Genomic DNA, 16,531 nt, shown 5'->3' on the forward strand with positions numbered 1-16,531 from the left:
ATTACTTCGGCGGCAGATACAGCAGCGGGTCGACCGGCTTGCCGTTGTAGCGGATCTCGAAGTGCAGCATGTCGCGCGCCGCGCCGCTGTGGCCCATCTCGGCGATCTGCTGGCCGGCCTTGACGTTCTGGCCCTCGTTGACCAGGCGCTTGCGGTTGTGGCCGTAGGCCGACAGCCACTGTTCGTTGTGCTTGACGATGATCAGTTCGCCATAGCCGACCAGGCCGGCGCCGGAATAGACCACCACCCCGTCGGCGGCGGCACGCACCGCCTCGCCGTTGCTGCCGGCGATGTCCACGCCCTGCTTGGTGGTCTCGCCACTGACGAACCGGCTGACCACCACGCCATCGGCCGGCCAGCGCCAGGAGAAGCCGCTGCTGACCGGTGTCGGCGCCGGCGCGACCGGAGGCCGCGCGACAGTGCCGGCACCGGACGACGGCGGCGGCACCACAGGGCCGGTGCCGGGCCGTGCGGCGACCGTGCCGCCAGGCGGGTACAGCCGCAGCGATTGCCCCGGGTAGATCGTGTACGGCGGCTGCAGGCCATTCCAGCCCGCCAGGTCCTGCGGGGTGATGTTGTTGGCGCGGGCGATCGCATACAGCGTGTCGCCGCGGCGCACGGTGGTGCTGACCCCGGGCTTGGGCACGGACACGCGCGGCGCCGAGGCGGCAGCGGTGCCGCGCACCGGCGCACCGCCCGGCGTGCGCACCACCGTGGCGCTGCTGCAGGCGCCGAGCGCCACCGCCACCAGCACCCCCAGGCCGCACCGCAGGCCGCTCCGCACCACCCGATCGACGCTCATCCGAACTTGGCTCTCCATATGACCCACACCACCAGCAGCGCCAGGATCGCCGAGGCGACCCAGCCGAGCGGCTCGATCCAGCGGCGCAACGCGGCTTCCGCGCGCGGCCCGCCTAGGCGGATCGCCCCGGCCACCAAATACACGCGCTTGCCGCGTCCCACCAGCATGCTCGCCAGGAACGGTAGCAGCGGCACTCCGACGATGCCTGAGGCCCAGGTGAATATCTTCAGCGGAATCGGGGTGAAACCGGCCAGCACCAGCAACCAGAACGCACGCCACGGCGACTCGGCGATGACCTCGCGCAACTGGTTCACCTGCGCATCGATCTTCTGCGTCCAGCCCAGCCATTCGATCAGCGGCTGCAGCGCGGCGAAGGCGAAATGCCCGAGCAGGTAGCCGATCACCGCGCCGACCAGGGAGCCGAGCAGGCTCAGCGTGGCGAACCACAGCGCGCGCCGCGGCTGCGCCAGCGACATCGGCGCCAGCATCACTTCCGGCGGCACCGGGAACACGATGGCCTCGGCGAAACTGAGCCCGGTCAGCAGCGCCGGCGCGCGGCGATGCCGCGACCAGCCGATGGCACGTTCGTACAACGGCCCGAAAATCTTCATCCAGCGAGGCTCCGAAAGGTCAATCCAGCATGCCCGACAGCAACGGGACGAAGGTCACCGGCGCCAGGACGTCTTGTTCGATCTGGCCGTCGGCCGCGCGGCGCAGGCGGATCAGCGATTGCGCGGACGGGCCGCCGACCGGCGCCACCAGGCAACCGCCCGGGGCCAGTTGTTCGACCAGCGCATCGACCAGCGCCGGTGCCGCGGCGGTGACCACGATGGCATCGAACGGGCCATGCTCGGGCCAGCCGATGCGGCCGTCGTCGTGCTTGCTGCGCACGTTCATGCCGAGCTGGCGGAAGCGCTTGCGCGCCTGCCGCAGCAGATCGCCGATGCGCTCGACGGTGTGCACCTCCAGGCCCAGCGCGGCCAGGATCGCCGCCTGGTAGCCGGAACCGGTGCCCACTTCCAGCACCTTCTTCGGCGCCGCTTCCAGCACCGTCTCGGTCATGCGCGCCACCACCCACGGTTGCGAGATGGTCTGGCCGTGGCCGATCGGCAGCGCGGTGTCCTCGTAGGCGCGCGAGGCCAGCGCCTCGTCGATGAACAGATGCCGCGGCACGGTGCGCACGGCGTTGAGCACGCTCTCGTCGCGGATGCCGGCCTCGCGCAGGCGCTCGACCAGGCGGTCGCGCACACGCTGCGAGGTCATGCCGATGCCGATGGCTTCCGGCTGCAGGCGCAACCGCGGGGTCATGCCGGGCGGTCCAGCGCGGCGGTCAGGCCGCCGACCCAGCTGGCGACCTTTTCCAACGCCTGATAGCGGGTCAGATCGACCTGGATCGGGGTGATCGAGATGAAGCCGGTACGCACCGCGTGGAAGTCGGTGCCGGGACCGGCGTCCTGCTCGCGTCCGGCCGGGCCGATCCAGTACACCGTGCCGCCGCGCGGGTCGGTCTGCGGCAGGCAGGGTTCGGAGCGATGGCGGTTGCCGAGCCGGGTGACCTCGAAGCCCTTGATCTCCTGCCACGGCAGGTCGGGCACGTTGACGTTGAGGATGGTGTCGGCCGGCAGCGGATCGGCCTTGAGCTGGGCCACGATCTCCACCGCGGCGCGTGCGGCGGTCTGGAAGTGCTTGGGGTCGTGGTTGTGGGTGACCAGCGACACCGCCACCGCGGGCAGGCCGAGGAAGCGGCCTTCCATCGCCGCCGAGACGGTGCCGGAATAGATCACGTCGTCGCCGAGATTGGCGGAATTGTTGATGCCGGAGACCACGATGTCCGGGTCGAACTCCAGCATGCCGGTGAGCGCCAGATGCACGCAGTCGGTCGGGGTGCCGGCGACGCTGCAGGTGTAATGGTCGATGCGCTTGAGCCGGATCGGCAGATCCAGGGTCAGCGAATTGCTGGCGCCGGACCGGTCGCGGTCGGGTGCGACCACCGTCACTTCGTGGCCGGCGCCGCGCAACTGCTCGGCCAGCATGCGGATGCCGGGGGCGTCGACGCCGTCGTCGTTGCTCACTAATACGCGCATGGTGCTCCTCGAAAACCGGGGCATGATACCGGATGCGTCCGGCCAGGTCGCTGACGGCGCGCCGACGATGGCGGTGGCGCCCTTCGCGCGGCAGCCAGCAGCGCCGCTGTCCTTGGCGATCCGCGTGACCGCGGTCCATGGCGCAGGCGCTGCCAGCCACACCCGCACTCACCTCAAACCACGCAGCACGCTCTAAGCTGTGCGCATGGCGCATTCCGACGACGAAGACCCCGCTGCCCTGTTCCGTGCGGCCATCGGCAAGGTGGCCCCGCTCAACGCGACGCCGCCGGCCAACCCCAAGCCGCGCCCCAAGCCGCGCGCACGCATGGCCGAACGCGACGACGCCGAGGCGCAGGGCGAGTTCCAGCAATTGCTCCGCCAGAGCGCGCCGCTGGAAGCCGGCGACGTGGCCAGCTACCGCCGCGAGCATCTGCCGGCGCGGGTGTTCCAGCGCCTGCGCAAGGGCCAGTTCTCGGCCCAGGACGAACTGGACCTGCACGGCGCCACCGCCGCCCAGGCCGAGACGCTGCTGCGCCAGTTCCTGGCCGAAGCGCACGCGCACGAGTTCGGCTGCGTGCGGATCGTGCACGGCAAGGGCCTGCAATCCGGCGGCGTGCCGCTGCTGAAGAACCTGGTGGACCGCCTGCTGCGCCAGCGCAACGACGTGCTGGCCTTCCATTCGGCGCCGACCGCGCAAGGCGGCACTGGCGCGATGCTGGTGCTGCTGGCGCGGCGTTGAGCCGCCGCAGCCGCGGCGCGGTGGCGCGGATCGATGGAAGATCAATGCACCACCGAGATCGCCGACCGGATCGTGTCCACACGCAAGCCGGCATCGCACACTGATCTGTGACAGTTGCGCAGGAGCGGCTCCAGTCGCGACCGGCGTGAACGAGAAAGCTTCTCGCGGCTGAGGCCGCTCCTACATCGGCGCATCGACGTGCCGTCGCGCGCACCTGCGACGTGCGCGCCAAAGGCCCGGTCAGGCCAGGACGCCATCCGCGCGGACGATCACCTCGCGTGCGCACGCATTTCAATTTTCGCCCGCTGAAACGTCTTGTCAGAGAGTACCGCCCCTCTGCGAGCCGAACGTGACCGACGCAACCACCGAATTCCTCCTGCAACCCACTGATCTGGTGGACGTTTCCGCGAGCGCCGCGGCGTTCGAATCGACATCGGCTCGCCTGGCCCGGCCGGTGCCTGCGCCCCGGCCGAGCGATAGCGCCGCCCCGTCCCGCTGGTGGCCGTTGTTCCTGGCGTCGTTCCAGGGGCGGACCGACTGGCACGGCAACCGCCTGCAGCGCGGGATCAAGGCGACCAAGTACCTGCTGCGCGCGTTGCGCATGCCGACCGAGCACGGCCGCTTCCTCGACGCACTGCGCCGCGATCCGCGGATGCGCGGCTATGCCGAACGCGATCCGCGCCTGCTCGAGCGCCACCTGCACCGCTTCGTCAACACCCGCTGGGGCAGCAAGGCGCGGCTGCGCCACCTCCGGCAGCACTATCGCCTGATGCTCGAGCGCCTGCCGGCCGGGTTGTTCGACGCCATCTACCGGCACGGCCACGCGGACCTGGGAACGCTGCCGCTGCACGATGGCAGCGCGCTGACGCTGTCCCTGCTGCCGCCGGCGCCGATGAGCTGCGAAGGCGAACTGTGGCTGCAGCTCAGCGACGCGGCGGGACGCCCGCTGTATCGCCTGGTGCTGACGGTGACCGGCGACGACGCCTCCCCGACCGTGCTGATCGGTTGCCTGCAGGGTCCCAGCGGCGGCGATGCCCGCGACGTGGTGCGGACGCTCACCAAGCAGATGCACGGGCTGCGGCCCAAGCAACTGATGCTGGCGCTGGCCTGCACCTTTGCCGAGCGCATCGGCGCGCATGCGATCCGCGCCGTCTGCAATGCCGCGCATCCGCTGCAGCGCAAGCGGCAGGTATTCCTGTCCGACTACGATGCGTTCTGGATCGAGCAAGGCGGTACGCCCATTGCCGATGGCTGGTTCGCGTTGCCACTGACCCCGGCGCGCAAGACCGCGGCCGATGTTCCCAGCCAGCATCGCGCGGCGTTTCGCCGCCGCGAGGCGTTGCGCGCGCATGCCGAGGGCCTGCTGGCCGCCGCGCTGCCGACGGCGTGCGCCGCCGCGCCGCGTGGCGGCCAGTGAGCCTGGCTATACTGCCGCGGCCGCTTCCCTGCAGGAGCACCAGCATTCGTGAGCCGGGCCGAGCACACCGAGGGCGCGCCGTCGCCGGAGCGGGCACATGCGCACCACGTCGACGCGTTGTTCAAGGAACATCACCGCGCCCTGCTCGCCTTCCTGCAGTGCAAGCTCGGCTCGATGGCGGACGCGCAGGACGTGGCCCAGGAGGCGTACATGCGCATCGTGACCCTTGAGCGTCCGGACGCGCTGACATCGCCGCGCGCCTACCTGTTCCATGTCGCCTCCAACCTGGCGGTGGACCGGCTGCGCATGCGCAAGGTCCGCGAAAATGCGGCGGTGGATCTGCCGGAACACGACCTGCCGCTCCCGCCGATTCCGGAGCGGCACGCCACGGCCAGCGAGCAACTGCGCGCGCTGACCCGGGCGCTGCAGGAACTTCCGGCCAAGACCAGCCGCGCTTTCGTGCTGCACGTGATCGAAGGCAAGGACTTCGGCATGATCGCCAAGGCGATGAACGTGAGCGAACGGATGGTCCGCTACCATGTGGCCAACGCGCTCGCGCATTGCCGCAAACGCTTCGACGAAGCGGAGATCCCGTGATGGACAGCGGCATCGACAAGCACATCCTCGACGACGCCGCGCGCTGGTGGACCCTGCTGCGCGAACCCGACAGCAACGAGGACACCGTTGCGCGCTGGCTGGACTGGACGGAGGCCGACCCGCGGCACCTGCAGGCGTTCGAACGGATCAATGCGCTCGGCGGCCAGTTGCGCGCGCTCGATCCCGCGGCGCGAGACGACCTGGTCCGCACCTTCGCGCCGCCGCGTTCGCGTTGGCGGCCGCTGCAGGTGGCGGCCTGCATCGGCGTGCTGGCGCTCGGCAGCGCCCTCGCGTGGCGGCAGCTGAACCCGCCGCCGGTCACCCAGGTCTACAGCAGCGCGATCAGCCGCCACCACGACATCGTGCTGGCGGACGGATCGAAGATCGCGCTCGGCGGCGCCTCGCGGCTGAGCACCCGCTTCAGCGCCGCACAGCGGCACGTGGACCTGATCGCCGGCGAGGCCTTCTTCGAAGTGGCGCATCACGCCGGACGCCCGTTCGTGGTCGACGCCGGCGGAGTGTCGATCCTGGACGTGGGCACCGCCTTCGATGTCAGCCGCGACGGCGACCGCGTGGAGGTCGCGGTCACCGAAGGCCGGGTCCGCATCTACGGCGTTGGCCAGGTGCCGGCCGACGGCAGCGGCGGCCTGGAAGCGGTGGCCGGGCAACGCGTGTCCTACGACCCGGCCCGGCCCACGCTGCAGGTCGGCCAGATCGACGTGGCGCAGGCCACCGCCTGGCGCGATCACCGGCTGGAGTTCGTGGATACGCCGCTGGACACGGTGATCGCCAGGGTCAACCGCTACAGCGACCGCCCACTGCGCCTGGCCGACCCGGAGCTTGCGCGGCTGAGCTTCACCGGCAGCGTCGACACCCAGGCGACCGCGCAATGGATCGACGCCCTGCCGCAGGTGTTCCCGCTGCGGGTACGCCAGGGCAAGGACGAAATCGTGCTGAGCCGCCGTTAGGCAGCGCCTTCCGGGCCCTTGCCCACCCAGTTTCGCCGGGGCGGCGCGCGGCGGCTGGACGGACCGGACGCCGCGTCGGCGGAGCCGCGCATGGCATAATTCGCGCTTCCGCTGGGGGGCGAAGTGCAGTGCGTGGGCTGAGGCGAGTGATCATCTGCGGCAGCCTGGCGCTGCCGCTCGCAACCTGGAACCGAGCTCCCGCCGCGCCCCTCCCGTCCGACGCACGCCAGATCGCGTTCTCGATCCCGCCGCAGGCGCTGTCCACGGCGCTGTTCGCATTCGGCAAGCAGGCCAGGGTGCAGGTCCTCAGCGCCAGCCCGACCCTGTCCGGGTTGCGCAGCGACGGGCTGCAAGGCGTGTTCACCCCAGATGCGGCGCTGCAGCGCCTGCTGCAATCGAGTGGCCTCACGTACAGCATGCTGGATGCGAACACGGTGGCCGTCACCCCCGCCGCCACGGCGTCGGTGGATCCTGCGGATGCCGCCGACGACCAACGTGCCGGCTCGCCGCCCAAGCTGCTGGAACAGGTCGATGCCGCGGCGCTGACCGAGCACGCCATGGGCGACGTGCCTGCCTATGCCAGCGACGCGCTGCGTTATGCTGCCGATTCCATCGCCGTGCCGCAGTCGGTGAACGTGGTCGCCCCGCACCTGCTGGCATCGCAACAGGTGCGCACCGTCGCCGACGCGCTGCGCAACGTGGCCAGCGTGCAGCAGATCGAAAACCCGTTGCGCGCGCCGCTGTTCAAGATCCGCGGCATCTACACCGGCAACGGCATGACCGACGGGATGCCGAACAGCTTCGTCGGGCTCGGCGGCTATCCGCCGATGATCGGCGTGGAACGGGTCGAGGTGCTCAAGGGCCCGGAATCGATCCTCGGCGACAGCAATGGCGGCGACATGAGCGGACTGGTCAACGTCGTCACCAAGCAACCGCTGCGCACGCCCACACGTGAACTCAGCTACGTCCTCGGCGAACGCGGCGACGTGCAGGCCGGCCTCGATGCGACCGGGCCGATCGGCGCCACGCCGCTGAGCTACCGGCTGGTCGTCTCCGGCCAGCATGCGGATGCCACGGCGCAGGGCTACGGCCCGCGCAACGCCGCCTACCTGGCACCGTCCATCGCCTGGCAGGGAGACGACAACCGTCTGGTGTTCGGCGTGCAGCGCGTGACCGATCGCCAGCCGGCCGCCGACCATGCGCTGCTGCTCGGCAACCGCGTGTCGTCGATGACGCCCAGGACCTTGCGCCTGGGCAATCCGCAGGACCACACCGCCTACCGCACCCAGCGCGCCTACTACCTGTTCGATCAGCGACTCAGCGACCGCTGGCAACTGCGCAGCCGCGGCCAGTACGTGACCCAGGCGGTCGACGCGCGCAACTGGGGCATGTTGTCGCCGTCGCCGAACGGCATCGTGCGCGCTTATGCCGAGGCCTACCGCAATACGACGGCGTACTACACCATCCAGAACGATCTGGTCGGCAGCTTCGGCGACGGGCCGCTGCAGCAGACCGTGACCCTCGGTCTGGATTACACGCGCGCGCGCCTGGGCAGCAGCGATTACTTCATCCGGATGCACCGCAACCGCTACGACGTGTTCGGCGACGAGCGGCTGGGTCCGGTGCACTGGCCGCGTTCGCAGCGCGGCATCCGGCATTCCCCAGGCAGCCCCTGGTCGAGCCGCAGCGGCATCCTGCTGCAGGACCAGATCAGCATGGGCGAACGCTGGGACGTGCTGCTGGCGCTGCGCCGCTCGGCGTACGAGATTTCCAGCTACGACGCCAGGGGCAAACTGCGCCAGTTGCGCCGGCGCCGCTGGGTGCCCAACGTCGGCGTGGTCTACAAACTGACCCCGGAGGCATCGCTGTACGCCAGCACCATGAACGGCTTTGCGCCCAGCGCCGTGCTCGGCAAGAACGGCCGGCCGCTGCCGCCCGCGTTGTCGCGGCAGGTGGAGGTGGGTGCGAAGATCGATCTGTTCGAGCATCGGGCGCGGCTCAGCGCCGCCTACTACCAGATCACCGTCGACCGCAGTTTCGATCTGGTGCTGGCGCATCCTTCGTACTTCGCCAGGCCGATCGACAGCCAGCGCAACCGCGGGCTGGACCTCGACGTCGTCGGCACCCTCGCCCCCGGCCTGGAACTGAGCAGCAGCCTGGCGCTGGCCCGCATCGGCCGGCGCGACGGTACGCCGACCACCGGCGTGCCGCGCACCCGGTTCACCCTGTGGAGCAGCTATCAGTTCCAGGACAGCCGCTGGAGCGGCTGGGGCGTGGCCGGCGGCATCCTCGCGCGCGATCACACGCTCGGCCGCCGCTTGGCCGGCGGCTATTTCAAGATTCCCGGGCAGGCCGGCGTGGACGCAAATGTGTCCTATCACACCGAGACCTGGGGCGTGACCGTGGGCATGCGCAATGTCTTCGATCGGCGGCTGTACGCAGACGAGTTCGACGAGACGTTCGTGCCGTTGCCGGAAGGGCGCAGCCTGCTATTGACCGGCAGCTATCGCTTCTAGCGCCTCGCGGCCGGCGCGACCACGCTCAAGCCTCGGTGGACGCCTGCGGCGCCTCTTCGACCTGGCCGAGTTCGTGCAGCAACGCGGTGGCGTAGCTGCCAGGCGGCAGTGCGAAACGCAGCTCCAGTGCGTCGTCCTGCCCGTCCAGCCAGCGCCACTGCAGGTCGGCCGCGCGCAGGCGGGTGGCTCGCCGCTCCTGCTTCAGGCCCTCGCGCTCCAGCCCGTCGCGCAGGCGCAGCGCGACGGCCTCGTCCAGTGCCGCCAGTTCCAGCGCACGCGCCGCCTCGGCGCTACGCAACTCGCCGGCGCCCCACAGCGGCGCCGACGGATGGATGTCGAACCGCTGCAGGCGCTCGGCCAGCGCCTCCGACCACGGCTCCGGCCCGAACACGCTGCGGCTGCCGTCGAGCATCCACACTTCGCCGTCCAGCGCGCTGTCCCAGTTGCCGGCGGCCACGCGTGCGGCCAGCACCCGGTTGAACAATTCCGAACGGGCCGCCGACAGCAGCAGCGAGCGCTGCTCGCGCCGCACCCGGCGACCTCCGAACATCGCCAGCGCGGCGCCGACGTTGCCGCCGTCACGACCGAAACGCTGTTCGCCGAACCAGTTGGGAATCCCGCGCGCGGCGATCTGTGCCAGCCGCGTCTCGATCGCGCTGCGCTCGCCGTGCACCTCGCGCAATACCAGCACGAAGCCGTTGCCGGCCAGCGCGCCGCGCGGCAGCTTGCGGTTGTGCCAATGCGCCTCCAGCACCTGCAGGTCCGCGTCCTGCAGGCTCTCCAGGGACGGCGCCACGCGCTTGGGCAGATGCACCGAGAAACGCTGTGTGGTGACCGCATGCCGGTCCTTCATGCCGGCATAGCCGATCGCCAGTTCCGCCACCCCGGCCCACTGCGCCAGGCGGCGCGCGGCGAAGGCGGTGTTCATGCCGCGCTTGCGCACCGTCAGCAGCAGGTGCTCGCCTTCGCCGCTGGGCGCGAACGCGGGTACTTCGTCGACCTGGAAATCCTCGGCGCTGCAGCGCATGCGCGCCTGCAGCGGCGCGGCGCCGAACGCGCGCGGCAGCTCGCTCACAACGCCACCAGCAAGGCCACCGCCTGCGCCGCGATGCCCTCGCCGCGACCAGTGAAGCCCAGTTTCTCGCTGGTGGTGGCCTTGACGCTGACGCAGTCCAGTTCGACCTGCAGCAGCGCCGCCAGGCGTTCGCGCATCGCGTGCGCATGCGGACCGACCTTGGGCCGCTCGCAGATCACGGTGACGTCGGCATTGCCCACGCGCCAGCCGCGCGCGTGCAGCAGGCCCACGCAGTGATCGAGAAACTGCGCGCTGTCGGCGCCCTTCCAGCGCGGATCGGACGGCGGGAAATGCTGGCCGATGTCGCCCAGCGCCAGCGCGCCGAGCAAGGCATCGCACAGCGCGTGGATCACCACGTCGCCGTCGCTGTGGGCGAGCACGCCGCGCTCGTGCGCCACGCGCACGCCGCCGAGCATGAGGTGATCGCCGTCGCCGAAGGCATGGACGTCGTAGCCCTGGCCGATGCGGATACGGGGAAGTTCAGACATTGACATGGAGACATCCCACGAAAAATGAAAAAGAACGGAGCACGTGCCGCGCCGCGGCGGCCGCATCCGACGGCAGGCGCATCACGACGGCCGCGTGCGCTGGAACAGTTCGAACTCGAACCGCGCCAGATCGGCCGGGGTGGTGACCTTGAAGTTGTCTTCGGCGCCTTCCACCAGCAGCGGCCGCAGCCCCAGCAACTCCATCGCCATGGCGTCGTCGGTGACCTCCACGCCGGCCGCGGCGGCCTGCTCCAGGGCGCGGCTCAGTTGCATGCGCCGGAACAGCTGCGGCGTCAGCGCGCGCCACAGACGCTCGCGCGGCTCGGTGCCGTCGATGCCGCCGTCGTCGCCGGCGCGCTTGAGCGTGTCGCGCACCGGCGCGGCGAGGATCGCGCCGACCGGATCGCCGCGCCCGGCCTCCAGCAGCCGGTCGAGGTCGGCCAGCGCCAGGTTCGGTCGCGCCGCATCGTGGACCAGCACGAAATCGTCCGCCTTCACCGACTCGGGGAGCGCGTGCAGCGCGGCCAGGACAGAGCCGGCGCGGCTACCGGCGCCCAGACAGGTCAGCACCGGCTTGCCGGCCAGTTCGGTCCAGCCCGGCCACTGCGCATCGTCGGCGCCCAGCGCCACCATCGCCCCGGCCACCGCCGGATGCGCCAGCAATGCCTCCAGCGCATGCGCCAGCAGGGGACGCCCGCCGGCCTCCAGATACTGCTTGGGGGTGGCGCTGCCGAAACGGGTGCCGCGGCCGGCCGCCGGGACCACGGCCCAGACCGTGGCCATCAGGGCTGCTCGCCCGGCGCGGGGGGCGTCGGCTGCTCGCCCGATGCGGCGCCAGCCGAGGCCGGAGGCACCGGCGCGTTCTCGACCACGCGGTAGAACTTTTCGCCCGGCTTGATCATGCCCAGTTCGCTACGCGCGCGCTCCTCGATCGCCGCCTCGCCGTCCTTGAGGTCCTTGACCTCGGCGGCGAGCGCGGCGTTGCGTTGCTGCAGTCCTTCATTGTCGCGTCGCTGGTGCTCGACCTGGCTTTCGAGCACCAGCACTTCGCCGGAATTGCCCGGACCGAGCCAGAAACGGTACTGCAGCCACGCCAGCAGTCCCGCCAGCACCAGCAGCAGCCAGCGCCAGTTGCGCACGGCCTATCGCTTGAGCGAGACGAACGCGTCGCGCCCCGCGTAACGCGCGGCGCTGCCCAGCGCTTCTTCGATGCGCAGCAACTGGTTGTACTTGGCCACGCGATCGCTGCGGCACAGCGAGCCGGTCTTGATCTGGGTGGCGGTGGTGGCCACGGCGATGTCGGCGATGGTGGTGTCCTCGGTCTCGCCGGAGCGGTGCGAGACGATGGCCGCGTAGCCGGCCTTGTCGGCCATGGCGATGGCTTCCAGGGTTTCGGTCAGGGTGCCGATCTGGTTGACCTTGATCAGGATCGCGTTGGCGGTGCCGGACTCGATGCCCTGCTTGAAGATCTTCGGGTTGGTCACGAACAGGTCGTCGCCGACCAGCTGCACCTTGCTGCCGATGCGCCCGGTGAGCAGCTTCCAGCCGGCCCAGTCGTCCTCGGCCAGGCCGTCCTCGATGCTGACGATCGGGTACTGCGCGGCCCAGTCGGCGAGGAAGTCGACGAACTGCTCGCTGGTCAGGCGCTTGCCCTCGCCCACCAGGTGGTACTTGCCGTTGTCGTAGAACTCGCTGGAGGCCACGTCCAGGCCCAGCAGCACGTCTTCGCCGGCGGTGTAGCCGGCCTTGCCGATGGCTTCGAGGATGGTGTCCAGCGCTTCGACGTTGCTGCGGAAGTCCGGGGCGAAGCCGCCTTCGTCGCCGACCGCGGTGGACAGGCCGTGGCCCTTCAGCACCGACTTCAACGCGTGGAAGATCTCGGTGCCGGCGCGCAGCGCCTCGGAGAACGAGGCGGCGCCGACCGGCAGCACCATGAATTCCTGGAAATCGACGTTGTTGTCGGCATGCGCGCCACCGTTGATGATGTTCATCATCGGCACCGGCAGCGCCAGGTTGGCGGTGTTGCCCGCGGCCAGCGACTGCCACAGCGGCTGCTTGCGCGAGGCGGCGATGGCGTGCGCATTGGCCAGCGAGACGCCGAGCAGCGCGTTGGCGCCGAGGCGGCCCTTGTTCTCGGTGCCGTCCAGGTCGATCAGGCGCCGGTCCAGGCCCTGCTGGTCGGCGGCGTCGAAGCCCTTCAGCGCGCTGGCGATGGTGGTGTTGACGTTCTCCACCGCCTTGCGCACGCCCTTGCCCAGGTAGCGGGTCTTGTCGCCGTCGCGCAGCTCGACCGCTTCCTTGGTGCCGGTGGATGCGCCCGAGGGCACCGCGGCACGACCGAACGAACCGTCCTCCAGGATGACATCGGCTTCCAGCGTGGGATTGCCGCGGCTGTCGAGGATTTCACGGGCGTGGATGCTGCGGATCGTACTCATGGGCGGGCCGGTTACCTGTAGGAAGAGGGGGCGGAAAACGAATGCCGGCTGATTATCCCCGGCCGCCGGTTGCTTGCCAAATGGGGCCTCAGCCGAGGCCCGTCGCGCCCAGCGGAATCCCGCCGAGGAACAGCAGGACCAAGACCAGCATCGCCAGCAGCAGGCCGGCGCCGATGCCGGCCAGGACGCGACCGCGTCGCCGCGCCCAGCCGAGCGCGGCGGCGATCACCGTGCCCAATGCGGCGATCGCCAGCGCCAGCAGGCCGCCGACGATCCAGGGCTGCATGGCCAGGATGCCGTGGTTGCCGTCGCCGGGCGCGCCGATCGCACGGGTGAACGCGAACAGCACAACGCCCAACGCCGTCCAGGCCAGCAGCGACAGCAGCAGCGCACACAGGCCCCAGGACCGGGCACGGATCTGGCTGCGCAGGGTCATCGCCCGCGTCACGCCGCGCCAGCAGACGCATGGCAGGACACGTCCGGCCGGGTGTTGCACGGATGCGGCGGCGGCAGCCGGGGCCTCACGCGAAGCGCGAGAACCCGTGCTTCTTGGTGACCGCGTCCAGTTCCATCAGCGTTTCCAGCAGCGCTTCCATCTGGTCCAGCGGCCAGGCGTTGGGGCCATCGGACAGCGCCTTGGACGGATCCGGGTGGGTTTCGGCGAACACGCCGGCCACGCCCACCGCCACCGCCGCGCGCGCCAGCACCGGCACGAATTCGCGCTGGCCGCCGGAGCTGCCGCCCTGCCCGCCCGGCAACTGCACCGAATGGGTGGCGTCGAACACCACCGGGCAGCCGGTCTCGCGCATCACGCTCAGCGAGCGCATGTCGCTGACCAGATTGTTGTAGCCGAAGCTGGCGCCGCGCTCGCAGACCATGATCTGCGCGTTGCCGGTGGACTTGGCCTTCTCCACCACCGGCTTCATGTCCCACGGCGACAGGAACTGGCCCTTCTTGATGTTGACCGGCTTGCCGGCGGCGCACACGTTCTTGATGAAGTCGGTCTGCCGCACCAGGAACGCCGGCGTCTGCAGCACGTCCACCACCGCCGCCACCTCGTGCATCGGCGTGTACTCGTGCACGTCGGTCAGCACCGGCACGCCGATCTGCGTCTTCACCGCCTCCAGCACCTTCAGCCCTTCTTCCAGGCCGGGGCCACGGAAGCTGGTGCCGGAGGTGCGGTTGGCCTTGTCGAAGCTGGACTTGAAGATGAAGTTGATGCCCAGCCGGTCGGTGATCTCCTTGAGCCTGCCGGCGACGTCGAGTTGCAACTGCATCGACTCGATCACGCAGGGGCCGGCGATCAGGAACAGCGGCTGGTCCAGGCCGACGTCGAAGCCACACAGTTTCATTGGATCACCTATCGGTTGAGCCGCGTCCCGTTCGGGCACGAGATGTTGGCGAGGTTACTCCCCTCTCCCACCGGGAGAGGGGTCAGGGGTGAGGGTCCGGGCGAAGCCTCATGGAATCAAGCCCCTCTCCCGTCGGGAGAGGAGTCGGGGGGTGAGGGTCCGAGCCAAGCCTCATGGAATCAAGCCCCTCTCCCTCCGGGAGAGGGGTTGGGGTGAGGGTCCGGCGAAGCCTAGGGAATTCAACTTCGCGAGGCTTCGCCCCGTACCCTCATCCGGCGCTTCGCGCCACCTTCTCCCACAGGGAGAAGGAACTACGCGCGCGCTTCCTTCAGCAGCTTGCCGCCCGCCTTGCGCTCGCGCGCAGCGCGCACGAAGCCGATGAACAACGGATGGCCATCGCGCGGCGTGGACAGAAACTCCGGGTGCGCCTGGCAGGCCAGGAACCACGGATGCGTCTCGCGCGGCAGTTCCACCATCTCCACCAGGGTGTCGTCCATCGACTTGGCGGCAATCACCAGGCCGGCGTCCTCGAGCTGGGTGCGATAGCGGTTGTTGAACTCGTAGCGGTGACGATGGCGTTCGGCCACCACGTCCTTGCCGTACAGCTCGCGCGCCAGCGTGCCCGGCTTGAGCCGCTGCTCCTGCAGGCCCAGGCGCATGGTGCCGCCGAGGTCGGACTTCTCGTCGCGCTTCTCGACATCGCCGCTGGCGGTGCGCCACTCGGTGATCAGGCCGATCACCGGATACGGCGACTGCCGGTCGTTCTCGGTGCTGTTGGCCGCATCCAGCCCGGCGACGTGCCGCGCATAGTCGACCACCGCGGCCTGCATGCCGTAGCAGATGCCGAAGTACGGCACGCCGTGCTGGCGCGCGTAGCGCGAGGTCAGCACCTTGCCTTCGAAGCCGCGGTCGCCGAAGCCGCCCGGCACCAGGATGCCGTCCACGTCGGCCAGCGCCGCCATGTCGCTGCCTTCCAGGTCCTGCGCTTCCAGCCACTTCAGGTTGACCTTGGTGCGCTGGCGCAGGCCGCCGTGCTTGAGCGCCTCGCCGACCGACTTGTACGCATCCTGGTGGTCGACGTACTTGCCGACCACGGCGATGGTGACCTCGTCGAGCGGATGCTTGATCGCGTCGACCACCGCCTCCCACTCCGACAGGTTGGCCGCGCCGACCTTGTCGCGCAGCTTGAACTGCTCGATCACGATCTCGTCCAGACCCTGCCGGTGCAGTTCCAGCGGCATGCCGTAGAGCACGTCGATGTCGGCGGCGCTGATCACCGCGCGCTCGGAAACATTGGTGAACAGCGCGATCTTGCGCCGCTCCGAATCCGGGATCGCCTGTTCCGAGCGGCACAGCAGCACGTCCGGCTGGATGCCGATCGAGCGCAGTTCCTTGACCGAATGCTGGGTCGGCTTGGTCTTCAGTTCGCCGGCCGCGGCGATGTACGGCACCAGGGTCAGGTGCATGAACATGGCCTTCTCGGCGCCGCGTTCGGTGCGCACCTGGCGGATCGCTTCCAGGAACGGCAGCGATTCGATATCGCCGACGGTGCCGCCGATCTCGACCAGGGCCACGTCGTAGCCGGCGGTGGCTTCATCCACGCAACGACGGATCTCGTCGGTGATGTGCGGAATCACCTGCACGGTGGCGCCGAGGTAGTCGCCGCGGCGCTCCTTGCGGATCACGTTCTCGTAGATGCGCCCGGTGGTGACCGAATTCTTGCGCGACAGGCGCGTGCGCACGAAGCGCTCGTAATGCCCCAGGTCCAGATCGGTCTCGGCGCCGTCGTCGGTGACGTACACCTCGCCGTGCTGGAACGGGCTCATCGTGCCCGGGTCGACGTTGATGTAGGGGTCCAGCTTCATCATCGTGACCGACAGGCCACGTGCTTCGAGAATGGACGCAAGCGAAGCGGCCGCGATGCCCTTGCCAAGCGAGGACACTACGCCGCCGGTAACGAAGATCAGGGGGGTCATGGCTCAAAGGCCTCCCGGAAAGCCATAGTTTAACGGGTGAAGCGGATTTGCCCAAGCGCTTTCGCGCAACAGCCGCCCCACA

General features: G+C 69.7%; 17 protein-coding genes. 5 read left to right on the top strand and 12 right to left on the bottom strand.

The annotated features are described in order from the left end of the window. Nucleotide 1: 1 nt before the first annotated feature. From PG878_RS12115 to surE, 4 genes are read right to left on the bottom strand one after another with little or no spacing between them, the layout of a single operon-like run. On the bottom strand, nt 2-820 hold the full coding sequence (locus PG878_RS12115) for a peptidoglycan DD-metalloendopeptidase family protein (protein ID WP_425611745.1): 819 nt from the start codon (nt 818-820) through the stop codon (nt 2-4). Continuing rightward, nucleotides 799-1,413, bottom strand: a complete 615-nt coding sequence (locus PG878_RS12120; RefSeq protein ID WP_209029076.1) for a YqaA family protein — start codon at nt 1,411-1,413, stop codon at nt 799-801. The genes PG878_RS12115 and PG878_RS12120 overlap by 22 nt, the downstream gene beginning before the upstream one ends. A 19-nt stretch (nt 1,414-1,432) precedes the next feature. Continuing rightward, nucleotides 1,433-2,110: a protein-L-isoaspartate(D-aspartate) O-methyltransferase gene (locus tag PG878_RS12125; RefSeq protein WP_010341528.1), complete on the bottom strand. Its 678-nt coding sequence runs from the start codon at nt 2,108-2,110 to the stop codon at nt 1,433-1,435. Then, the gene (gene surE, locus PG878_RS12130; RefSeq protein ID WP_209029075.1) at nt 2,107-2,886 is read right to left on the bottom strand and encodes a 5'/3'-nucleotidase SurE; all 780 of its coding nucleotides are present in this window, start codon (nt 2,884-2,886) and stop codon (nt 2,107-2,109) included. The genes PG878_RS12125 and surE overlap by 4 nt, the downstream gene beginning before the upstream one ends. A 205-nt stretch (nt 2,887-3,091) precedes the next feature. Here surE and PG878_RS12135 point away from each other — a divergent pair, with 205 nt between their 5' ends. From PG878_RS12135 to PG878_RS12155, 5 genes are all read left to right on the top strand, one after another. Further along, on the top strand, nt 3,092-3,625 hold the full coding sequence (locus PG878_RS12135; protein ID WP_209029074.1) for a Smr/MutS family protein: 534 nt from the start codon (nt 3,092-3,094) through the stop codon (nt 3,623-3,625). A gap of 349 nt (nt 3,626-3,974) precedes the next feature. After that, a complete protein-coding gene (locus PG878_RS12140) occupies nt 3,975-5,042 on the top strand; it encodes a VirK/YbjX family protein (RefSeq protein ID WP_209029073.1) in 1,068 nt (355 codons plus the stop codon). A 48-nt stretch (nt 5,043-5,090) separates the two neighbouring features. After that, the gene (locus PG878_RS12145) at nt 5,091-5,639 is read left to right on the top strand and encodes an RNA polymerase sigma factor (RefSeq protein WP_209029071.1); all 549 of its coding nucleotides are present in this window, start codon (nt 5,091-5,093) and stop codon (nt 5,637-5,639) included. Continuing rightward, on the top strand, nt 5,639-6,607 hold the full coding sequence (locus PG878_RS12150; protein WP_209029070.1) for a FecR family protein: 969 nt from the start codon (nt 5,639-5,641) through the stop codon (nt 6,605-6,607). The genes PG878_RS12145 and PG878_RS12150 overlap by 1 nt, the downstream gene beginning before the upstream one ends. A gap of 146 nt (nt 6,608-6,753) precedes the next feature. Beyond that, nucleotides 6,754-9,123: a TonB-dependent siderophore receptor gene (locus PG878_RS12155; RefSeq protein ID WP_209029069.1), complete on the top strand. Its 2,370-nt coding sequence runs from the start codon at nt 6,754-6,756 to the stop codon at nt 9,121-9,123. A 25-nt stretch (nt 9,124-9,148) separates the two neighbouring features. Here the strand turns inward: PG878_RS12155 and truD are convergent, their stop codons facing one another. The 8 genes from truD to pyrG all read right to left on the bottom strand — a co-directional run bounded on the left by truD (nt 9,149) and on the right by pyrG (nt 16,449). Continuing rightward, nucleotides 9,149-10,150, bottom strand: coding sequence for a tRNA pseudouridine(13) synthase TruD (gene truD, locus PG878_RS12160; protein ID WP_244672399.1), 1,002 nt, complete (start codon nt 10,148-10,150; stop codon nt 9,149-9,151). A 44-nt stretch (nt 10,151-10,194) separates the two neighbouring features. Continuing rightward, entirely contained in the window at nt 10,195-10,686 is a 492-nt protein-coding gene (ispF, locus tag PG878_RS12165; protein WP_425611746.1) for a 2-C-methyl-D-erythritol 2,4-cyclodiphosphate synthase, read from the bottom strand. Nucleotides 10,687-10,767: 81 nt separating this feature from the next. After that, nucleotides 10,768-11,469, bottom strand: coding sequence for a 2-C-methyl-D-erythritol 4-phosphate cytidylyltransferase (gene ispD / locus PG878_RS12170; RefSeq protein ID WP_425510432.1), 702 nt, complete (start codon nt 11,467-11,469; stop codon nt 10,768-10,770). Beyond that, nucleotides 11,469-11,825, bottom strand: coding sequence for a cell division protein FtsB (gene ftsB / locus PG878_RS12175; protein ID WP_209029065.1), 357 nt, complete (start codon nt 11,823-11,825; stop codon nt 11,469-11,471). The genes ispD and ftsB overlap by 1 nt, the downstream gene beginning before the upstream one ends. Before the next feature lie 3 nt (nt 11,826-11,828). After that, on the bottom strand, nt 11,829-13,121 hold the full coding sequence (gene eno, locus PG878_RS12180; protein WP_209029064.1) for a phosphopyruvate hydratase: 1,293 nt from the start codon (nt 13,119-13,121) through the stop codon (nt 11,829-11,831). A gap of 88 nt (nt 13,122-13,209) precedes the next feature. Continuing rightward, the gene (locus PG878_RS12185) at nt 13,210-13,557 is read right to left on the bottom strand and encodes a hypothetical protein (RefSeq protein WP_244672380.1); all 348 of its coding nucleotides are present in this window, start codon (nt 13,555-13,557) and stop codon (nt 13,210-13,212) included. A gap of 85 nt (nt 13,558-13,642) precedes the next feature. After that, on the bottom strand, nt 13,643-14,473 hold the full coding sequence (gene kdsA / locus PG878_RS12190; RefSeq protein WP_209029063.1) for a 3-deoxy-8-phosphooctulonate synthase: 831 nt from the start codon (nt 14,471-14,473) through the stop codon (nt 13,643-13,645). Nucleotides 14,474-14,784: 311 nt separating this feature from the next. Further along, complete coding sequence (gene pyrG, locus PG878_RS12195; RefSeq protein ID WP_019799956.1) at nt 14,785-16,449, bottom strand: CTP synthase; 1,665 nt, start codon at nt 16,447-16,449, stop codon at nt 14,785-14,787. Between the last annotated feature and the right edge of the window lie 82 nt (nt 16,450-16,531).

It is taken from the genome of Xanthomonas hawaiiensis, from assembly GCF_031834635.1.
GTDB lineage: Bacteria > Pseudomonadota > Gammaproteobacteria > Xanthomonadales > Xanthomonadaceae > Xanthomonas_A > Xanthomonas_A sacchari.